Source organism: Ruegeria sp. CK1 (assembly GCF_056536545.1).
The window spans coordinates 12,430-29,241 of sequence record NZ_JBQFPX010000008.1 but is presented as its reverse complement, the minus strand read 5'-3'; the positions used below and the strand labels follow the sequence as shown (position 1 = coordinate 29,241).

Below are 16,812 nucleotides of genomic sequence, written 5' to 3'. Positions count from 1 at the left end.
GAATTTTCATTCGAGCAGGTGGTGGCGGTAGATTGTTATGTGGCAACAAAATTGGAGCTCCGCGCCACACCCACAGTGGATCAGAGCATTGCCGCAAACCACGCTTCTGGTTTACTCAAAACACCCAATTGAATCCTGTCGCTTGTTCGGATACGTCCCACAGCTTTGTCATGACTGCCTTGTCATAAGCATGGGAATGCAGCGTGCCTTTCCCGACCGGTCCAACGAACTCCATTGGCCCAGTAGGACCGTAGAGCGCCCGTTCTTCCAGGCCAACTTCTGTCGCGCACTTAACTTCGGGCCACGAGCCCTTCTCGGCCGATTGCACGATCGGCAGAAGCGACATGAAGCCGAACATGACCCGCGTTTTCAGATCAGCGCTAGTCTGCACGAGTGATGTGCGTGAGGCACCCGGATGGCAGACATAGACCTCTACATCGGTTCTGCCGGTCGCGGCCAGCCGATCCTGTAATTCGTAGGCGAACATCATCTGTGCCAGCTTGCTCTGACAATAGGTGCGGTTCTGGTGGTAGTTCTTGTCCCAGTTCATGTCATCGAACTGTATGGTTTTGATCCCCATGTTGTAACCAAGGCTGCTGACCACCACGATCCGCCCTTTCGACGCTGCGATCCGCTCAAACAGCAGCCCGCATAACAAAAAGTGACCGTAATGGTTCGTCCCCAGCATGCTTTCGTGACCGTCCTCGGTGAATTTTTGCGTCGGGACCTGTGCGATGGCAGCGTTACAGATGAGGGCATCGATCTGCGGAACGGTTTTCAATACTTCCGACGAGGCCTGGCGCACGCTGGTGAACGAAGCAAGATCCATGCGGACGAAACACACGTCCGTTTCGTTGCCGAATTCATTCTTAAGTTCTGAGATTGCCTTCTGCGACTTCTCCGCCGAGCGGTTCAACATCACGACCTTGGCCCCCTTGCTGAGCAGCGTTCGCGCTGCTTGAAATCCAGCACCCGCGTTGGCTCCGGTTATGAGGTAGGTTTTGCCCGTAAGATCGCCAAGGCGCTCTGGCGTCCAGCCTTTGGGTCCAAATGTCGTGTCCGTCATTGTCGTGTTCCTTGTGGCGTAACTGCCTTTGCAAACATGGAGTCCGTTTCTGCCTTGGAATTGCATATAGCTCTCGTCCACTGCTCAAAAACAGACGAGATTGTCGCAATTAATTGCCTGATTGTATCAGAATGGTTGCCGTGACCGATGTGAGGCTCTTAGATGACTCACATGAACAAAGACCAGATCAAGCAACTTGTCGCGGACCGCACGAACAAAGACGGCCTAACGGATACTGGCATCGAGGGCGTTCGTCTGTTTCGAGCTACGCAGGCAATTCCGTGCGTTCCGGCAGTCTACGAACCTTGTGTCGTGGCCATCGTAAGTGGGACAAAAGAAGCCGTACTGGATGGGCAAAGTTACGTCTACGACGACAGCCAATACCTGTGTTGCCCGATGTCATTGCCGGTCGAAGCGGGCACACCGACCGCATCGCCAGAAAACTCTCTGTATGGAGTCCTTATCTCATTGAACCCTCGCATGATGTCGCAACTGGCGATGGAGATGGAAAACGCCGAGGGCGTCCGGCCTACGGTCAAGGAAGACTTGCGGGCGCAAGGGATAAAGCTGGCGAGGTGGGATGACGGCTTCACCGATGCGCTGCTGCGGCTATTGCGCCTCAGCGCCAATCAGGCGGATACGGCGATCCTTGGTGATGCACGGTTGCGTGAGTTGTATTATGCGATCCTGAAGGGCGATGCAGGCAATTTTGCGCGGCAGGCCTATGGTATGGGCAATGCCATCGCGCGGTCTATCGCTTATATTTCCTCCCATTTGAACTCAACGATTTCAATTGACGATTTGGCGAGCCGCGCAGGCATGAGCCGCGCCGTGTTCCATCGAAAGTTCAAGCAAGCTACAACCATGGCTCCGATCCAATTTGTGAAGTCTATGCGCCTGAATAGCGCGGCAATGAAAATCGCCGGAGGCGCATCTATCAGCGAAGCGGCGATGGACGTAGGCTATGTCAGCCCGTCTCAGTTCAGCCGTGAATTCAAACACATGTACGGGCAGTCGCCCAGACAGTGGCGAGATTCCCAACAAATATCGCCAGCTGTTGTTTGAGGACAAGTGTTTGGCTGAAGCTTTGGGGAAGGTGAAGCGAGATCAGACAAGTTCGAAACGGTGGGGCACCCCGCTATTTCATGGACGAGCGGGATTTTTTGAACCAAGCACCCATCACAGATAGGCGCAAATTTTTACCTCCCCGCCTAATCCAACCTTCGGCCCGCATCACTTTGGTCGATTAGCATCGTGCTAAAACCAAAGGCACAACACGCAAAGCAAAGTGACAAAAGCTTTGCGTACTCAACAATTTCTGGTGTCTAATCATTCACTAAGGGCATGAAGGCTCGTCCGCAGCTTTGCTGAATTTCAAACAATTGCGGTAATTTTAAATATAGACATCAAACGAATTTGCATCGGATAGCGACATGACGGTCAAAAGCGTCGAAGAGAAACCCGAAGGCAAAGTGCCAAATCTTGAGATAGCTGATCTTTCCTCGGTGCTTCAAAATTTGAACACCTCGAAGAACGGCTTGGCTACGGCCGAAGCAAAGACACGCCTGCAAAAGTACGGTCGCAATGAGTTGGCCGACAAGCAGGTCAGCAACCTTCAGCGACTGTTCAAGTACCTCTGGGGGCCGATTCCGTGGATGATTGAAATCGCTGCAGTCTTGTCGGCGCTTATTGGGCACTGGTCTGATTTTTGCATTATACTTGTCCTGCTTATCTACAATGCCGTTTCAGGTTTCTGGCAAGAGCGTAAGGCCGCTGATGCGTTGGCTGCGTTAAAGGCGGGAATGGCGCCCAAAGCGATGGTCAAGCGCGACGGTAACTTCGCGCAGATTGATGCCGCGGAAATCGTTCCTGGTGACATCGTGCGCGTTAAGTTGGGCGATGTTGTCCCCGCCGATGTTCGGTTCACAGATGGCGAGTATGTCAGCATCGACCAAGCTGCGTTGACCGGTGAATCTCTGCCAGTCGCCAAAAAGGTCGGAGACGTCGGATACTCTGGCAGTATTTCCAAAAAGGGTGAGATGACCGCCGTCGTTATTGCCACGGGCAACAACACCTTCTTTGGCCGAACGGCCAGTCTTGTTGCCGGTGCGGGCACAGGGGCATCGCATTCGCAAAAAGCCGTTACGCATATCGGCGACTTTCTTATCATTCTGTCACTCATCCTCGCATTCATCTTGGTTGGCGCGGAGCTTTATCGCGACATCGTGGTTGAGCATTCCTGGCAATGGAGTGCTGCAGCGGACATTCTGCGCACTGTGCTTGCATTGCTGATTGCATCCATTCCGGTGGCTATGCCTACGGTGATGACCGTCACCAACGCGTTGGGCGCGATGAACCTGTCCAAGAAGAAGGCCATCGTTTCCCGCCTAGAGGCAATTGAAGAGCTGGCAGGCGTAGACGTCCTCTGCTCTGATAAAACCGGAACGCTGACAAAAAACCAATTGAGCCTTGGCGACCCTGTCCTGTTTGCTGCGAAAGACGCTAAAGAACTTGTTTTGGCTGGCTCTTTGGCTTCCCATTTCGACGGGGATGATCCGATTGATGCAGCGGTGATTGCCGGCCTTGCCAATCAAGACGAATTGGCAAATTACAAGCAATCGAACTTCGTGCCATTTGATCCGGTTTCCAAGCGGACTGAAGCCGTGGCTACTGACAGCCAAGGGCACGAGGCGTCTTATACCAAAGGTGCGCCGCAGGTCATTTTGGACTTGAGCGATATAGATGAAGCATCGAAGGCCAAGGCGCAAAAAGACGTTGATGACCTAGCATCCAAGGGAATGCGTGCACTTGGCGTTGCTCGGTCAGAAGACAAAGGGAAGACTTGGCAGTTTCTGGGGATCCTGTCCCTTTATGATCCTCCACGCGACGACTCCAAAGAAACCATTCAAAGGGCTATGGCCCATGGCTTGCAGGTGAAAATGGTGACGGGGGATGACGTCGCCATCGGCGATGAGATTTCCGCACAACTTGGCATGGGCTCGCATCTTCAGGCTGCATCAGATCTGTTCAAAGATGGCATGGACCTTAGCCACCTGCCAGAGCCGGTGACCGCCTGCGTTGAAAAGGCCGATGGGTTTGCTCGGGTGTTTCCAGAGCACAAATACGCCATTGTCAAAGCGCTGCAGGATCGCGGGCACGTCGTTGCAATGACTGGCGACGGAGTGAATGACGCCCCTGCCCTGAAACAGGCTGATTGTGGCGTCGCGGTGAGTGGCGCAACAGATGCCGCCAGAGCAGCGGCTGCGTTGATCCTTACGGCTCCGGGTCTGTCTACCATCATCGATGCTATTGAGCAGGCCCGACAAATATTCGAGCGGATCGTCAACTACATCGTTTACCGGGTCGCCATGACACTGGACATTATGTTCGTGGTGGTTCTTGCGACCGTGTTATTCGGGTTCTCACCTTTGACCCCGATCATGATCATCATGCTTGCTTTGCTTGACGACGTTCCGATCATGACAATTGCCTATGACAACACAAACTTGCCCAAAGCGCCTGTACGTTGGGATATGCGGCGCATTCTGTTCGGGGCGAGTCTGATGGGTATATTGTCAGTGGTGCAGACATTTGGGCTGCTGTTAATCGGCATGGAGTGGATAAACGATCCAAGCTTGCAAGCCTGGATTCCACTGACGCAGGCGCAACTTCAAACCGTGCTATTCCTGCAGCTTGCCGCGGGTGGTCATCTGCTGCTGTTGGTCATTCGGTCGCGCGGCGCATTTTATACACGCCCGTGGCCCGCGCGTCCGCTTCTTATTGCGGTGATTGGCACGCAAATATTGGCCGTCTTTCTGTGCGGATTTGGAATCTTCGTCGAGCAAATCCCATGGGCTATCATCTTGATGGTTTGGGCCTACATGCTCGTTTGGATGGTCATTTTGGATCAGGTCAAACTGGCCATGTACCGCAGACTACAGCGATCCCATCATCTCCAGTCTCACTCGACCTGAGGCTGAGCGCAATTCGCAACGGAAAGGAATTGAAATGCACTATTTCAATAAGTTCCGCGTCAAACCCGGAAGCTCTGTAGATTTAGACAGCATAGACCCGAACTTTAAAGACAAGCACGAAAGCCACGAACATGCTTTGCCTGAAATCCAGACCTACTCGCAAAAGCTGAGCGACCTTCAATACTTGATGTATGCGGAAAAGAAACGCTCATTGCTGATCTGCCTTCAAGGGCGGGACGCTGCAGGCAAAGACGGTACGATCAATCACGTTCTGGCCGCAATGAACCCCCAGGGCTGCAAGGTGAGCGGTTTTAAAGTACCTACAGCCGAGGAAGCCGCGCACGACTTTCTGTGGCGCTATCACAAGGAAACGCCGCAAAAGGGCCAAGTCTCGATCTTTAATCGTTCACACTACGAAGACGTATTGGTCGTGCGCGTTCACGACCTTGTTCCCAAGGAGGTTTGGAAAAAGCGATACGATCATATCAACGCGTTCGAAGCCCTGCTGCGCGACAGCGATACTCATGTATTGAAATTTTACCTGCATATCAGTCCGGAAGAGGAGTTAAGCCGTTTCAAGGAACGCATCGACGACCCGGCTCGCCACTGGAAAATCAGCAATGGCGACTACGCCGAACGACCTTACTGGGATGATTACACCAAAGCTTTCGAGGCGGCGCTGAGTAAGTGCAGCACGGAACACGCGCCATGGTTCGTGATTCCAGCCAATCACAAGTGGTTTCGCAATCTGGCCGTTTCACGAATTGTGGCAGAGTATCTTGAGTCACTCGACATGCAGTTTCCTGCGCCAACTGTCGACATCAATGAAATTCGCAAGAAGTTTCATCAGGCCGAAAAGGCGTAATCGGCTAGCAGCTAACCAAAGTCCACAAAGTGCCCAATAAGGACGATAGCTTTGCTGCGCGTCAGTCGATTGCGCGAAGCCGCTTGAGCAGCGATGAGGTATCCCAACGACCACCACCAAGTTTTTGAACGTCCTTATAAAACTGATCAACCAGTGCCGTTACGGGTAGACTGGCACCCGTTTCATCAGCTGTATCAAGGCAGATCCCAAGATCCTTGCGCATCCAATCAACAGCAAATCCATGATCAAAATGGTCTTCGAGCATGGTTTCATATCTGTTTACCATCTGCCAACTGCCAGCGGCCCCTTGGCTGATGACTTCAATCACTGAACGCCCATCAAGACCGGCTTTCTCTGCGAAGTGCAACGCCTCGCTTAACCCTTGAACCAAACCAGCAATTGCAATCTGGTTGCTCATTTTCGTTAACTGCCCAGCGCCACTCTCTCCTATCCGTCGGCAGATCTTTGAGTATACCTGCATGACCGGTTCGGCGGCTTCGAATGTGGCTTGATCTCCACCACACATAATCGAAAGAACGCCGTTTTCAGCACCCGCCTGCCCGCCCGAAATCGGCGCATCCAGAAATGCCAGACCTAGCTCTTTGGCGGCAGCGTAAAGTTCACGTGTAACTTTTGCCGATACGGTTGTGTGGTCAACCAAAGTCGCACCCTCTGACATACCCGCGAAGGCTCCGTCTTCGCCGGTGCAAACACTGCGTAGGTCATCGTCATTACCAACACAAGTCATTACGAATTCCGCGCCTTCGGCAGCCTCGCGTGGTGTCGCACGCATGGTTCCACTATGCTCGGCAACCCATGCGTCGGCTTTGGCTGATGTCCGGTTGAAAACCGTCACATCATGACCTGCTACCTGCAAGTGACCGGCCATCGGATAGCCCATCACACCCAGACCGAGAAAAGCAATTTTAGCCATTACAGTTTCCTATTCTACAAAAGGTCTTGCGGAGTTTTTCCGGCAAAGAAAGCATCCAAGTTATCCAAAGCGCGGAAGCCCATAGCGTCCCGCGTTTTAGTCGTGGCGCTACCTATATGGGGCAACATGAAGATGTTTTCGTGTGCTGCAAAATTTGGGTTGCCGCCCGGTTCTGTCTTGAAACAATCCAGCCCTGCAGCAGCCAACTTGCCACTTTCTATCGCTTGCAGCAGCGCATCTTCGTCTACAAGCGCGCCACGAGCAGAGTTGACGAGAATTGCACCATCAGGCAGCGCGGCTAGCCGTTCGGCGTTCATAAGGTCCATAGTTTCGGGTGTCGCAGGGCAATGAAGCGACAAAAAATCCGCCACTGGCAGAAGGGTATCAACGCTTAGGTGGTAAATCGCGCCGTGTTCCTGATCAGGTGACAATCGGGTGCGGTTGAAATAGTGGATTTCCATGTCAAACCCACGCGCCTTGGCAGCAAATGCCCGACCCACGCGCCCCATTCCAATGATACCCAGTCGAGCGCCGGTGACTTGCTTACCGACCATGAACGATGGGCTCCAACTGTCCCAAGTGCCTGTACGCATTAGACGGTCGCCTTGGACTGCATGCCGCGCCGCACCGAGCATGAGAAGCATTGCCAATTCAGCCGTAGCGTCGGAAAGGACGTCGGGTGTGTTTGTCACCACGATCCCTCTTGCTGCCAAAGCCGGAAGATCACAGTGATCCACACCAACAGAATGGTTCGCGACAATCTTTAGTCGTGGATCAAGCTTCGACACGACCTCAGCCGAGAAGTGTTCCGAATGGCAGGGCATCATTGCATCCACATTGGCGCTCATCTCGATGATTTCTTGTGCCGTGCCCGGAGTGTCGGCTTCGTTTAGGATCACGCTATAATCCTGACGCGCACGCGCAATGGTCGCGTCAGACACACGGCGCGGAAGCCAGAGGACTGGTTTATCACTCATAAATTCAGTCCTTTTTGACGGCATCTTCCCAGAAATTATAGAGCGCAAGGGCAATCACGAAGACCGCAATACACACGAAAGGCAATCCGCCCAAAAATCCAGCGAAGCCCGTTGAAATACTGTGCGCAAGGCCGAGAACAAAAACCATCATCAGACCGGTGCCGATGATACCCATAATAATATTTGTCATTCGCGACATAGTGTAATCTCCTTACTGTTCCTGCTCAGCGAGGCTACGTTGGACCCATGAAGCAGTGCGCAGAAGCCGGTCGTCTTCTTCTACTGCGCCGATCAATTGCACGCCGATTGGCAGATCGTTCTGTCCAACCAGTAGTGGCAGCGTGAGGCACGGTAGACCCGCCAGTGTCCAAGTCAGGCAAAAAACTGAATCACCAGTATGCCCTGCTGTCAGAGGTGCGGCCTCTCCTGTAGCCGCCGGGGCCAGGATTGCGTCGAAGTCGGTGAAATATCCTTCGAAAAAGCTTTGAGCAGAGACCATAACCGCCAACGCATCTTCATACTGCGCCACACTGATTTCTGATCCGCGGTTGATCGCTGACTGCATCTCGATACTAAGCTCAGGCCAATGGGCCTCGGATATATCAACCATGTTCTGGCGAATTTCGTAATCGTAGATCGTTTTGTGAACGTTGATGAGGTCCGCCAGTTGAGGGGATGCCGAAAATCGCTCGACCCGCCCCCCTAATCTGTCGATGACTGCGTTAAGGCCTTCAACCGTGTCTGCGTCCAAACGGTCGTCGAATGGAAAATCCAGCCAAGCAATGTTCGGCTCAATCGGAGCTTCTGCGCGTGCACCTGCCAGCATGTTCGCCCGCGGTCTGGCAAAGCTTGCAGGATCGGTTTGATCATAGCTTGACAGGACGTCCGTCAGCAAAGCGACATCTTCCAAGGAATTCGCAAATCCGCCGATTTGATCCAGAGACGCAGATGTGCGGAAGACACCGCTGCGCGAGATCGTTCCTCGGGAAGGTTTGAACCCGTAAACGCCACAAAAAGATGCTGGGCGGATAACCGAACCACCGGTTTGGGTTCCAATCGCTACGGGCACGTGCCTGGCTGCCACTGCGGCGGCAGACCCGCTGGATGAGCCCCCGGGTGTCCGGGCCGGGTCAAACGGGTTGGTGGTGTCAGTCGGGTGCATGAAGGCGAATTCAGTGGTCTTGGTCTTGCCCATGATCACTGCGCCGGCTTCGCGAAGATGCTCGACCAGCCTAGCGTCTAACTTGGGTTGGCGACCCGAAAAAATCTGCGATCCGCGCTGCGTGGGCATGTCTTTCGTATCGACTATGTCCTTTAGTCCGACGGGCACACCGTGCAGCGCCCCCATTGCCCGTCCGGCCTTGCGAATACGGTCAAGCTCGCGCGACTGATCAAGGGCTACGCCCGCGTCCAGATAAGCCCAAGCCCGAAGCTTGCCCTCAGTTTCTTCGATCCGCGCCAAGCAGGCCTCAACCAGCGCTTCGGAAGAAATGCGCCAAGCGCGGATGGCCTCGGCGGATTGGACCGCCGAGAACAGTGACAGATCATGTTTGGTCATGGCACCCAAACCCCGAACAGGTAATCCGGCAGCCACAAGGCGATTCCGGGGAACTGATACATCAGCACCATGCAAAGGATCACGATGGCCAAATAAGGCATCAGACCTTTGAAGATCTCCATCAACTGAATCTGGTTCTTGAGAACCCCTTTAAGATAGTAGGCTGACATTGCCATGGGCGGCGTCAGGAATGAGGTCTGCAGATTCAAAGCGACAAGCATCGCGAAGAAGTATGGATTGACCCCGAACGTATCCAGCATCGGCAGGAAGATCGGCACGAAGATGATGAGAATCTCGGACCATTCAAGCGGCCATCCCAACAGGAAGATAATCAGCTGAGCGAGCACCAGGAATTGCCACGGCTGTAGGTTCATACCAACAACCCAATGCTCGATCACATCATGTCCGCCGAGATAGGAAAAGATCGAGGCAAAGGTCCATGAGCCGACGAACAACCAGCACACCATCGCAGTGGCTTTAGCCGTCAGAAAGACGCTTTGTTTGACTTTGTCCCAAGTAAGCGACCGATACAGCACCGCCAAGACTAACCCACCTAGTGCACCCATTGCCGCCGCCTCAGCCGGGGTTGCCAAGCCGCCAAGGATGGAGCCGAGCACCAGCATGATCAGAACGGTCAGGGGCACAAATGAAACCAGCAAATCCATATAGATTTGCCGTTTTGGCGGAATGTCATCCTCCTGCGGCTTTGGCGCTAGCGATGGGTTCAACCAGACGCGTACCATCACGTAGACGATATACAGCCCTGCCAGCATAAGACCCGGGAAAACGGCCGCTGCGTACAATCGCAACGGTGAAAGCTCAGCAATGGCAGCATAGACGATCAGCATAATCGAAGGAGGGATGAGAATCCCCAGGGTTCCCCCTGCACAGATAACGCCAGAGGCGAAACTGCGCTGATACCCGGCATTTGCCATGGCAGGATAGGCAAGTAGCCCCATCAGAGTGACAACCGCACCAACAATTCCAGACGCGGTAGAGAACACAGCACAGGTCAGCAATGCTGCGATCGCCAGTGAACCCGGCAAGTTGCGGGCCGCCATGTACAGAGAAAAAAACAGGCGATCGACGATATTCGCCCTCTCGACCACATACCCCATAAATAAGAACAGCGGGATGGCGACAAGCGTGTCGTTCTCCATCACCGAATAGGTGTTTTGGTTGAGTAGGTAGAAGATATTGTTGTTGAAGATGTCCGAAATGCTCTCGGGCGCGGACTGGTAGTAGGCGTAGTACCCAAAACCAACACCCATAGCGAGCAGCGTGAACGCAATTGGAAAGCCCAGCAGCACCAAAAGAATGAAGAGGCTGAGCATCAGGATGGCGACTTGAGGATCAGTCATCGCTGCGGCCTCCTACTTTGGAGCTGGTTGTTCTAATTTTGTCTATGGTTTCTTCCATCAACATGTCTTCGGTTTCACGCACGTCATCCAGCCGCTCAAGCCAGACGCCATTTCGCATTGCCAACCAACACCGGGCCATTTCGGCAAGGCCTTGAAGCATCAGTAAGAATCCAGCGACTGGGATCAGGGTTTTGAAGAAATAAATCTGAATACGAGCCGGGCTATTCCAGCTGACCTCTTCGTATCGCCAACTGTCTTTCGCGATCTCCCACCCATACCAGAACAAAGCGAACATCCCCGGAAAGAAAAAGAGAATGTACAGAACAAAATCAACGCGCGCTTGCCAGCGGACTGAGAACAGTCGGTACAGAACATCGCCGCGGACATGTGCGTCTTGTGCAAGCGCATAGGCCCCGGCCATGAGGAACAGCGCGCCATACATCTGGACCATCATGTCGAACGCCCAGACGGTTGGTTTGTTTAGAACGTACCGGACGAACACTTCGTAAGACACGGAAAGTGTCAGAATTAGAATGCACCATCCGAAGGCTTTGCCGACCCATTGGCTTAGCCCTTCGATGGCGTGGATTGTCTTGATCAAGGTCAGTTCCTCGCCTGTTCTGCCCAGAGTTCAGGAAGCCGCGCGCAGGCGCGACCTCCCATTTCAGAGATTTTCAGGCCTCAACCGAAGTAGTGCTGATAAGCCAGCTTGTAGTCCGGTTGGTTCAGGTTGAGATAGTTCATCACGGTCTTCGCATAGGCCATCTGGCTTTCGATAACCTTGGCAAAGAACGGATCTTCGTTGGCAATTCGCTCTACGACCACATCCCAAGCATTCAGCTGCGCCTGCATCACACTGTCGGGCGTGCGATAGACGTTAACGCCTTGCTCTTCAGCCAGCGTGACCAGATCTTCGGAATAACGCTTGGTGTTATTCCAGTAGAAGTTCGAGTTTTCAGCCTCAGACGCATACTTCAGTATGGCTTGCAGCTCGGGTGCAAGCGCATTGTACTTGTCCTTGTTGAACGTGACTTCGAAGAACTCCTGACTCTGGTGGAACGATGCAAGGTGATAGTGCTTCGACACATCTTGCATACCAAAGTCACGGTCTGACGTCGGGTTGTTGAATTCTGCCGCGTCGATCAGACCAGACTTCATCGCAGGCTGGATTTCACCCCCCGGCAGCTGAACAACGGACATTCCCATCTCAAGCAGAACATCTGCCGCAAGACCAACAGTACGGTACTTCAGACCGTTCATTTGATCTGCACTTGTTATTTCTTCTTTGAACCATCCAAGCGGTTGCGCCGGCATGGGTGAGTTGAAGAACGAAACGACGTTGAGGCCCAGGATACCCATCAACTCATCGAACAGTTCCTGCCCGCCTCCGTAGTTCACCCAACCCAGAACTTCTTGGCTGGACCAGCCAAAGCACGGACCGGTTCCGAATAGCGAAGCAGTTTTGGACTTGGAGTACCAATACGCTGGAACGTAATGCGCAGCATCCAGAACGCCGCGGTGCACCGCGTCCTGCATCTGGCTTGTTTTAACGACGGAATTCACGGGCAACAGTTCGATCGTGAGTTTCCCGCCAGACATTTCGTTTACGCGGTTCACGTAGGACTGCGCGTTCTCCAAGAATATGCCGCCTCCCCAGGCAGCCTGCATCTTGAGGTTGGTTCCTTCCTGAGCATGGACAGCCGGGGCTGCAAGCGCGCCAGCGCCCACAACAGCAGATCCACGCAGAAAATTTCTGCGGTTCAAAGATTTTGTCATGTTTCCTCCCTTGACTGGGCCTTCACCGATTTTGCTTCGGCATTGGCACCAATCCGCCCTGCAGCGGATGAAGGTAACGATAAGACAGATTCTCAATTTTTCAAAATATTTTGGAAACTCCGTGAATTAATAACGAAAAAAGAAATTAAAGTGCTGAAATTAATAAATTTTTATTTTTCATTTTTTTACCGCAACTAACGAGCTAGAGTCTTGCAATTAGAAACTAAACATTGGCTGCCCCGATTATGAGCGAACAAAAATCCCCCATTCGCCGAGGACGCCCACGTCTGAAGACGAATGAGGAGAAAGCCGAAACATCCCCCGTTGTTGCGCTGGATCGCGGAATTCGCGTTCTGATCTCTCTTGCGGACAGGCCCGGTGCCACGCTTGCGGAACTTGCCAGAGATACAGCTATTCCAGCTGCGACAGCACACAGGCTTCTGACCACGCTTCAGCAGCGCGGCATGGTTGTTCACGATGCTGAACAAGGTAAATGGCGAATTGGACCACAGGCTTATCGGATCGGCAGTACCTTTGAAGAAGGATCTAATTTGCTCGAATGCGCCCCGTCCGTGATGCGAATGCTATCAAAAGAGACTGGTGAAACTGCAAACTTAGCAATCAAGGAAGGAGGTCAATTACTGTATCTGATACAAATTGAATCTGAAAACCCAATACGGGCTTCTATCAAGAATGGAACCGGAGCCTATTTTCACACGTCTGGTGTAGGAAAAGCCATAATGGCTTTTATGGATGAGGCCGCGTTAGATAAATTTTTAGGGCCGTTACCATTGGTGAATCAGACGCCCAATTCAATTACAGACAAGCAACACTTGAAAGCAGAGCTGCGCAAATCCCGGCAACGAGGATGGGCTTTGGATGATGAAGAACGTTTCCAGGGAATGCGCTGTATCGCCGCGCCTGTTTTCGATTCATTGGATAACGTCGTTGCCGGCGTTTCAATCTCTGGCCCGTTAACGAGATTTCCCGACAATAAGCTGGATATTTTGGCAGCATCTGTTGTGAAAGCTGCGACTAAAATAACGGAAAGGCTCGGGAACTCGCCCAAAAAAAGCTGAATACGCAAAAAAGGTTGAGTTACCAAAATATACTGCAACTCTTTATAACAGGAGCAAAAGGACACCTTTTCCAGCAGACGTTATGCTGCTCTGAGTACCCAGATTTCGCCGTAGCAATATTCATCATCGCAGATAAGGAGAAACCGTTATGGAAGATATTTCCCCGACACGTCGTTTGACGGCGGCAGACTTCGACCAAGAGCTTCTTGATCTATATGACTATTATGCACACGGGAAAATTACCAAACGCGAGTTCCTTGATCGTGCTGGAAAATGGGCAGTTGGCGGATTAACCGCTGCGGCCATACTCAGCACACTTTCTCCGAACTACGCCTTTGCACAACAGGTCGCTGAAGACGACCAGGATATTCAAGCAGAAGAGATCACTTACAGCAGCCCGAACGGAACTGGTGACATCTCGGCTTACCTCGTGCGCCCAACAGAGGTCGACCCGGATCGTCCACCAGCGGCTATTTTGGTTATTCACGAAAATCGGGGCCTTAATCCTTATATTCGTGACGTTGTACGACGTCTGGCAAAAGCGGGTTTCGTTGCGATGGGACCAGATGGCCTGTCCTCGCTTGGGGGATACCCCGGAAGCGATGATGAAGGGCGCGAGATGCAGAGAAGTTTGGATCCTGCACTTCTTTTAAACGATTTTTTCGCAGGCTTTGAATTTCTTCAAAATCTTGACGGCACAAACGGTAAAGTTGGGGCAACCGGATTTTGCTATGGCGGAGGCGTCGTCAACAAGCTTGCTGTGGCTTACCCTGAGATGGCAGCAGGTGTTCCATTTTATGGAGCAGCACCCGACAGTTCCCAAGTCAGTCTGATCCAAGCTCCTCTGATGATCCAACTTGCCGCACTCGATCAGAGAATAAACGCTATGTGGCCGGATTATCAAAAAGCACTCGTTGAAAACGACAAACGATACCAAGCCTACATCTACCCTGGCGTTAATCACGGTTTTCATAATGACACGACACCGCGATATGACGAGGCGGCCGCGAAGCTTGCCGAGGAGCGTACGATTGCTTGGTTCCGCACGTATCTCGCTGGCTGAGGCTACTTTCAGCAGGATGGGTTAGACCCAGTTTGCGCTGATCTTTTGGGGCTTCGCTTACATTTGTGAGACCTATCTGGAAGGCGACCTAGTCCGCATTGCTGCCGTCCTAATTGCTTACTGCTGTCAGAACGGCGATTTACCGATGCTTGAATTGTTCTGTCCCACGATTTGCAGGCTCAACGAAAGTCTTCCGATACAGGCCGCGCCGCCGCGACAACTTGGTGTTGTGGCGAGTGAAGTCTAGCTTTGCACCTGACAAGATGCCGTATTTTTGAGTGCCAGCACCTGACCTTTAGCTCCGCGCCTTACTTTGCCGAAAAATGGTGTTTGACTTGCATTGTTTTCCGACGTCGAACATTCACAGCTTTTCTGGTCCAACTATGACGATTGGGTCAGGTTCGTGAAACAGTCATTAGAAAACCAGTGGCGGACCGAGGAGCAACTGTATATTTATTGTAACTATCTGTTAAATATTATTAAAAATATAAACTTCCATAATCATACCACCAAATATACCACACTGAGCATAAGATCTGGCGTTTCAAAGCCTCAGGTTCGAGTATGACCGAACGAACGGTAAGGCGTAGTATAACAGACGCTCGCGCAAAATGCAGCAAACGACTGATTCGAACCCATTTCGATGCATTTGCAGATCTAGCGATTGGCTTCTGCTGGAATGAGCGCCAGCAGCGAGATTGTTGACAGCGGTAGATTTTGGCGCAACCAAATCTTATGCTTTCACGTCAACAGAAATTCTGGAACGGCTACGCACGGTTTGTTCAAAAACCAGTAATCGCATTGATCGCGCATCAGCCAACGGTGCGCCACATTGCTGATTTAAGCGCGGCAATCACTTTGAAGACACCCGACGGCTTAAGACTGACGGAGAGTCATTTGGGTCTTGGTCCTGACTCGGTTCGCACAACAGTTTGTCAGGTTGGCCCGACACCGACTGGCGGTAGTATGCTCTATCTACACGGCGGTGCTTTCATGATTGGCAACTTGCGCGGTTATCGCCATCTGGTTTCCGAGCTTGGCAAAGCAGCAAACCAAAGAGCGCATTTTCTTCACTATGGGCTCGCCCCTGAACATAGCTTTCCAACGGCCCTTGACCAAGCCACATTCGCGTATGAAGCGCTGTGCGCTGCTCCCGATGCAGGCCCAATCAGTCTTGTCGGTGACAGCGCAGGTGGCAACTTGGTGTTCGCCTTGTTGCATCGCATTTGTAGCCGCGGATTGCGGAAACCCGTTGCAGTCGCCGCAATTGCACCAATCTCTGACCTGCGGCTGACCAATGCATCGCTCGAGACGAATGTGGGCTCCGACCATTTGGTCCCGATGCGCTGGATCGTTCGAGGCAAAGATGCCTATCTTGCCGGACACGATCCGAGCGACCCCGAGGTTTCGCCTGTGCTTGGCACCTTCGTTAGTGCACCACCCTGCCTGCTTCATGTGGACGAAACCGAAATACTGTTTGACGACTCGATGGCCCTTGCCAATCGTCTACGAGAGCAAGGTGTCACAACTGAAGTCCCGAAGTTCAAAGGGCGAACCCACGTTTGGCACTTGAACGTTGGACGATGCCCCGAGGCAGACGACTCTGTGGAGGAGATTGGCACATTCATTAAGAAGCAGGTTGTCAGCCAAAAGGTTTAAAACGTTCGGGTTCCTTGAATTGATGCTCTTCGTTTCAAGCCGAAGCTCGAGATCAATGCTAGGGAGGCACAACAGCAGTCATTAGGTTGTAGGCCGCGAACGTCGGCTTGTCCTGCAAAGTAGACATTCAATCAAGTTGCAGCGAACGTCCGCTACGCGGACAATACTGTCACTCGCCTGTTGAGGGTGGATGACCGCAGGCAGCCCAAAGCGGAAACTTCAGATCTGCGGTTCGAATGGGGAGCCGACCTTTGTTGCGCGCAGAGACCAACTTGAGCGCCGGAAAGTAAGCCGACATTCAAAGTGTGGGTGTTTCAGGATTTTGGCTGCGCTTCCGCAAGTCGGCTCTATATCGAATGCAAACAGAAATTAGAGAACTATTGATCGGGAGATTGATCGCGGAGCAGATCGTAGACACTCGGAACTCAAGGTTTGTGGAGCCAATATTGGCACCTGAAGCAAACGAAAAGACTATCTGGTTGTCTAGTCTTCGCTTGGCC

Annotated in this window: 14 protein-coding genes; 6 read left to right on the top strand and 8 right to left on the bottom strand. The window is 52.5% G+C overall.

Annotated elements, in window-relative coordinates:
- Nucleotides 1-115: 115 nt before the first annotated feature.
- A complete protein-coding gene (locus tag ACR0L3_RS16680; protein WP_480746895.1) occupies nucleotides 116-1,066 on the bottom strand; it encodes an SDR family oxidoreductase in 951 nt (316 codons plus the stop codon).
- Nucleotides 1,067-1,228: 162 nt separating this feature from the next.
- Here ACR0L3_RS16680 and ACR0L3_RS16675 point away from each other — a divergent pair, with 162 nt between their 5' ends.
- The 3 genes from ACR0L3_RS16675 (at nucleotide 1,229) to ACR0L3_RS16665 (ending at nucleotide 5,905) form a co-directional block, all read left to right on the top strand.
- Nucleotides 1,229-2,131, top strand: a complete 903-nt coding sequence (locus ACR0L3_RS16675) for an AraC family transcriptional regulator (protein ID WP_480746894.1) — start codon at nucleotides 1,229-1,231, stop codon at nucleotides 2,129-2,131.
- A 368-nt stretch (nucleotides 2,132-2,499) separates the two neighbouring features.
- Nucleotides 2,500-5,040 (top strand): plasma-membrane proton-efflux P-type ATPase, encoded by a 2,541-nt coding sequence (locus ACR0L3_RS16670; protein WP_480746893.1) that lies wholly within the window; start codon nucleotides 2,500-2,502, stop codon nucleotides 5,038-5,040.
- 34 nt (nucleotides 5,041-5,074) lie between these two features.
- Nucleotides 5,075-5,905, top strand: a complete 831-nt coding sequence (locus ACR0L3_RS16665) for a polyphosphate kinase 2 family protein (RefSeq protein ID WP_480746892.1) — start codon at nucleotides 5,075-5,077, stop codon at nucleotides 5,903-5,905.
- 61 nt (nucleotides 5,906-5,966) lie between these two features.
- On the opposite strand, the gene ACR0L3_RS16660 is transcribed toward ACR0L3_RS16665, so the two are convergent.
- The 7 genes from ACR0L3_RS16660 to ACR0L3_RS16630 all read right to left on the bottom strand — a co-directional run bounded on the left by ACR0L3_RS16660 (nucleotide 5,967) and on the right by ACR0L3_RS16630 (nucleotide 12,511).
- Nucleotides 5,967-6,839: an NAD(P)-dependent oxidoreductase gene (locus tag ACR0L3_RS16660; RefSeq protein WP_480746891.1), complete on the bottom strand. Its 873-nt coding sequence runs from the start codon at nucleotides 6,837-6,839 to the stop codon at nucleotides 5,967-5,969.
- Between the two features lie 14 nt (nucleotides 6,840-6,853).
- Complete coding sequence (locus tag ACR0L3_RS16655; protein WP_480746890.1) at nucleotides 6,854-7,816, bottom strand: 2-hydroxyacid dehydrogenase; 963 nt, start codon at nucleotides 7,814-7,816, stop codon at nucleotides 6,854-6,856.
- Nucleotides 7,817-7,820: 4 nt separating this feature from the next.
- Nucleotides 7,821-8,015 carry a hypothetical protein gene (locus ACR0L3_RS16650; protein ID WP_480746889.1) on the bottom strand — a complete coding sequence of 65 codons (195 nt, stop codon included), beginning with the start codon at nucleotides 8,013-8,015 and terminating at the stop codon, nucleotides 7,821-7,823.
- A 12-nt stretch (nucleotides 8,016-8,027) separates the two neighbouring features.
- Nucleotides 8,028-9,374, bottom strand: coding sequence for an amidase (locus ACR0L3_RS16645; protein ID WP_480746888.1), 1,347 nt, complete (start codon nucleotides 9,372-9,374; stop codon nucleotides 8,028-8,030).
- Nucleotides 9,371-10,735 (bottom strand): TRAP transporter large permease, encoded by a 1,365-nt coding sequence (locus ACR0L3_RS16640; RefSeq protein WP_480746887.1) that lies wholly within the window; start codon nucleotides 10,733-10,735, stop codon nucleotides 9,371-9,373. Before ACR0L3_RS16640 ends, ACR0L3_RS16645 begins: the two co-directional genes overlap by 4 nt.
- Nucleotides 10,728-11,336 (bottom strand): TRAP transporter small permease subunit, encoded by a 609-nt coding sequence (locus ACR0L3_RS16635; RefSeq protein WP_480746886.1) that lies wholly within the window; start codon nucleotides 11,334-11,336, stop codon nucleotides 10,728-10,730. The genes ACR0L3_RS16640 and ACR0L3_RS16635 overlap by 8 nt, the downstream gene beginning before the upstream one ends.
- Before the next feature lie 80 nt (nucleotides 11,337-11,416).
- A complete protein-coding gene (locus tag ACR0L3_RS16630) occupies nucleotides 11,417-12,511 on the bottom strand; it encodes a TRAP transporter substrate-binding protein (RefSeq protein WP_480746885.1) in 1,095 nt (364 codons plus the stop codon).
- Between the two features lie 245 nt (nucleotides 12,512-12,756).
- Between ACR0L3_RS16630 and ACR0L3_RS16625 the strand changes: the two genes are divergently transcribed.
- The 3 genes from ACR0L3_RS16625 to ACR0L3_RS16615 all read left to right on the top strand — a co-directional run bounded on the left by ACR0L3_RS16625 (nucleotide 12,757) and on the right by ACR0L3_RS16615 (nucleotide 16,312).
- Nucleotides 12,757-13,590, top strand: coding sequence for an IclR family transcriptional regulator (locus tag ACR0L3_RS16625; protein WP_480746884.1), 834 nt, complete (start codon nucleotides 12,757-12,759; stop codon nucleotides 13,588-13,590).
- A gap of 148 nt (nucleotides 13,591-13,738) precedes the next feature.
- Nucleotides 13,739-14,653 (top strand): YghX family hydrolase, encoded by a 915-nt coding sequence (gene yghX / locus ACR0L3_RS16620; RefSeq protein ID WP_480746883.1) that lies wholly within the window; start codon nucleotides 13,739-13,741, stop codon nucleotides 14,651-14,653.
- A 735-nt stretch (nucleotides 14,654-15,388) separates the two neighbouring features.
- On the top strand, nucleotides 15,389-16,312 hold the full coding sequence (locus ACR0L3_RS16615) for an alpha/beta hydrolase (protein WP_480746882.1): 924 nt from the start codon (nucleotides 15,389-15,391) through the stop codon (nucleotides 16,310-16,312).
- Nucleotides 16,313-16,812 lie beyond the last annotated feature (500 nt).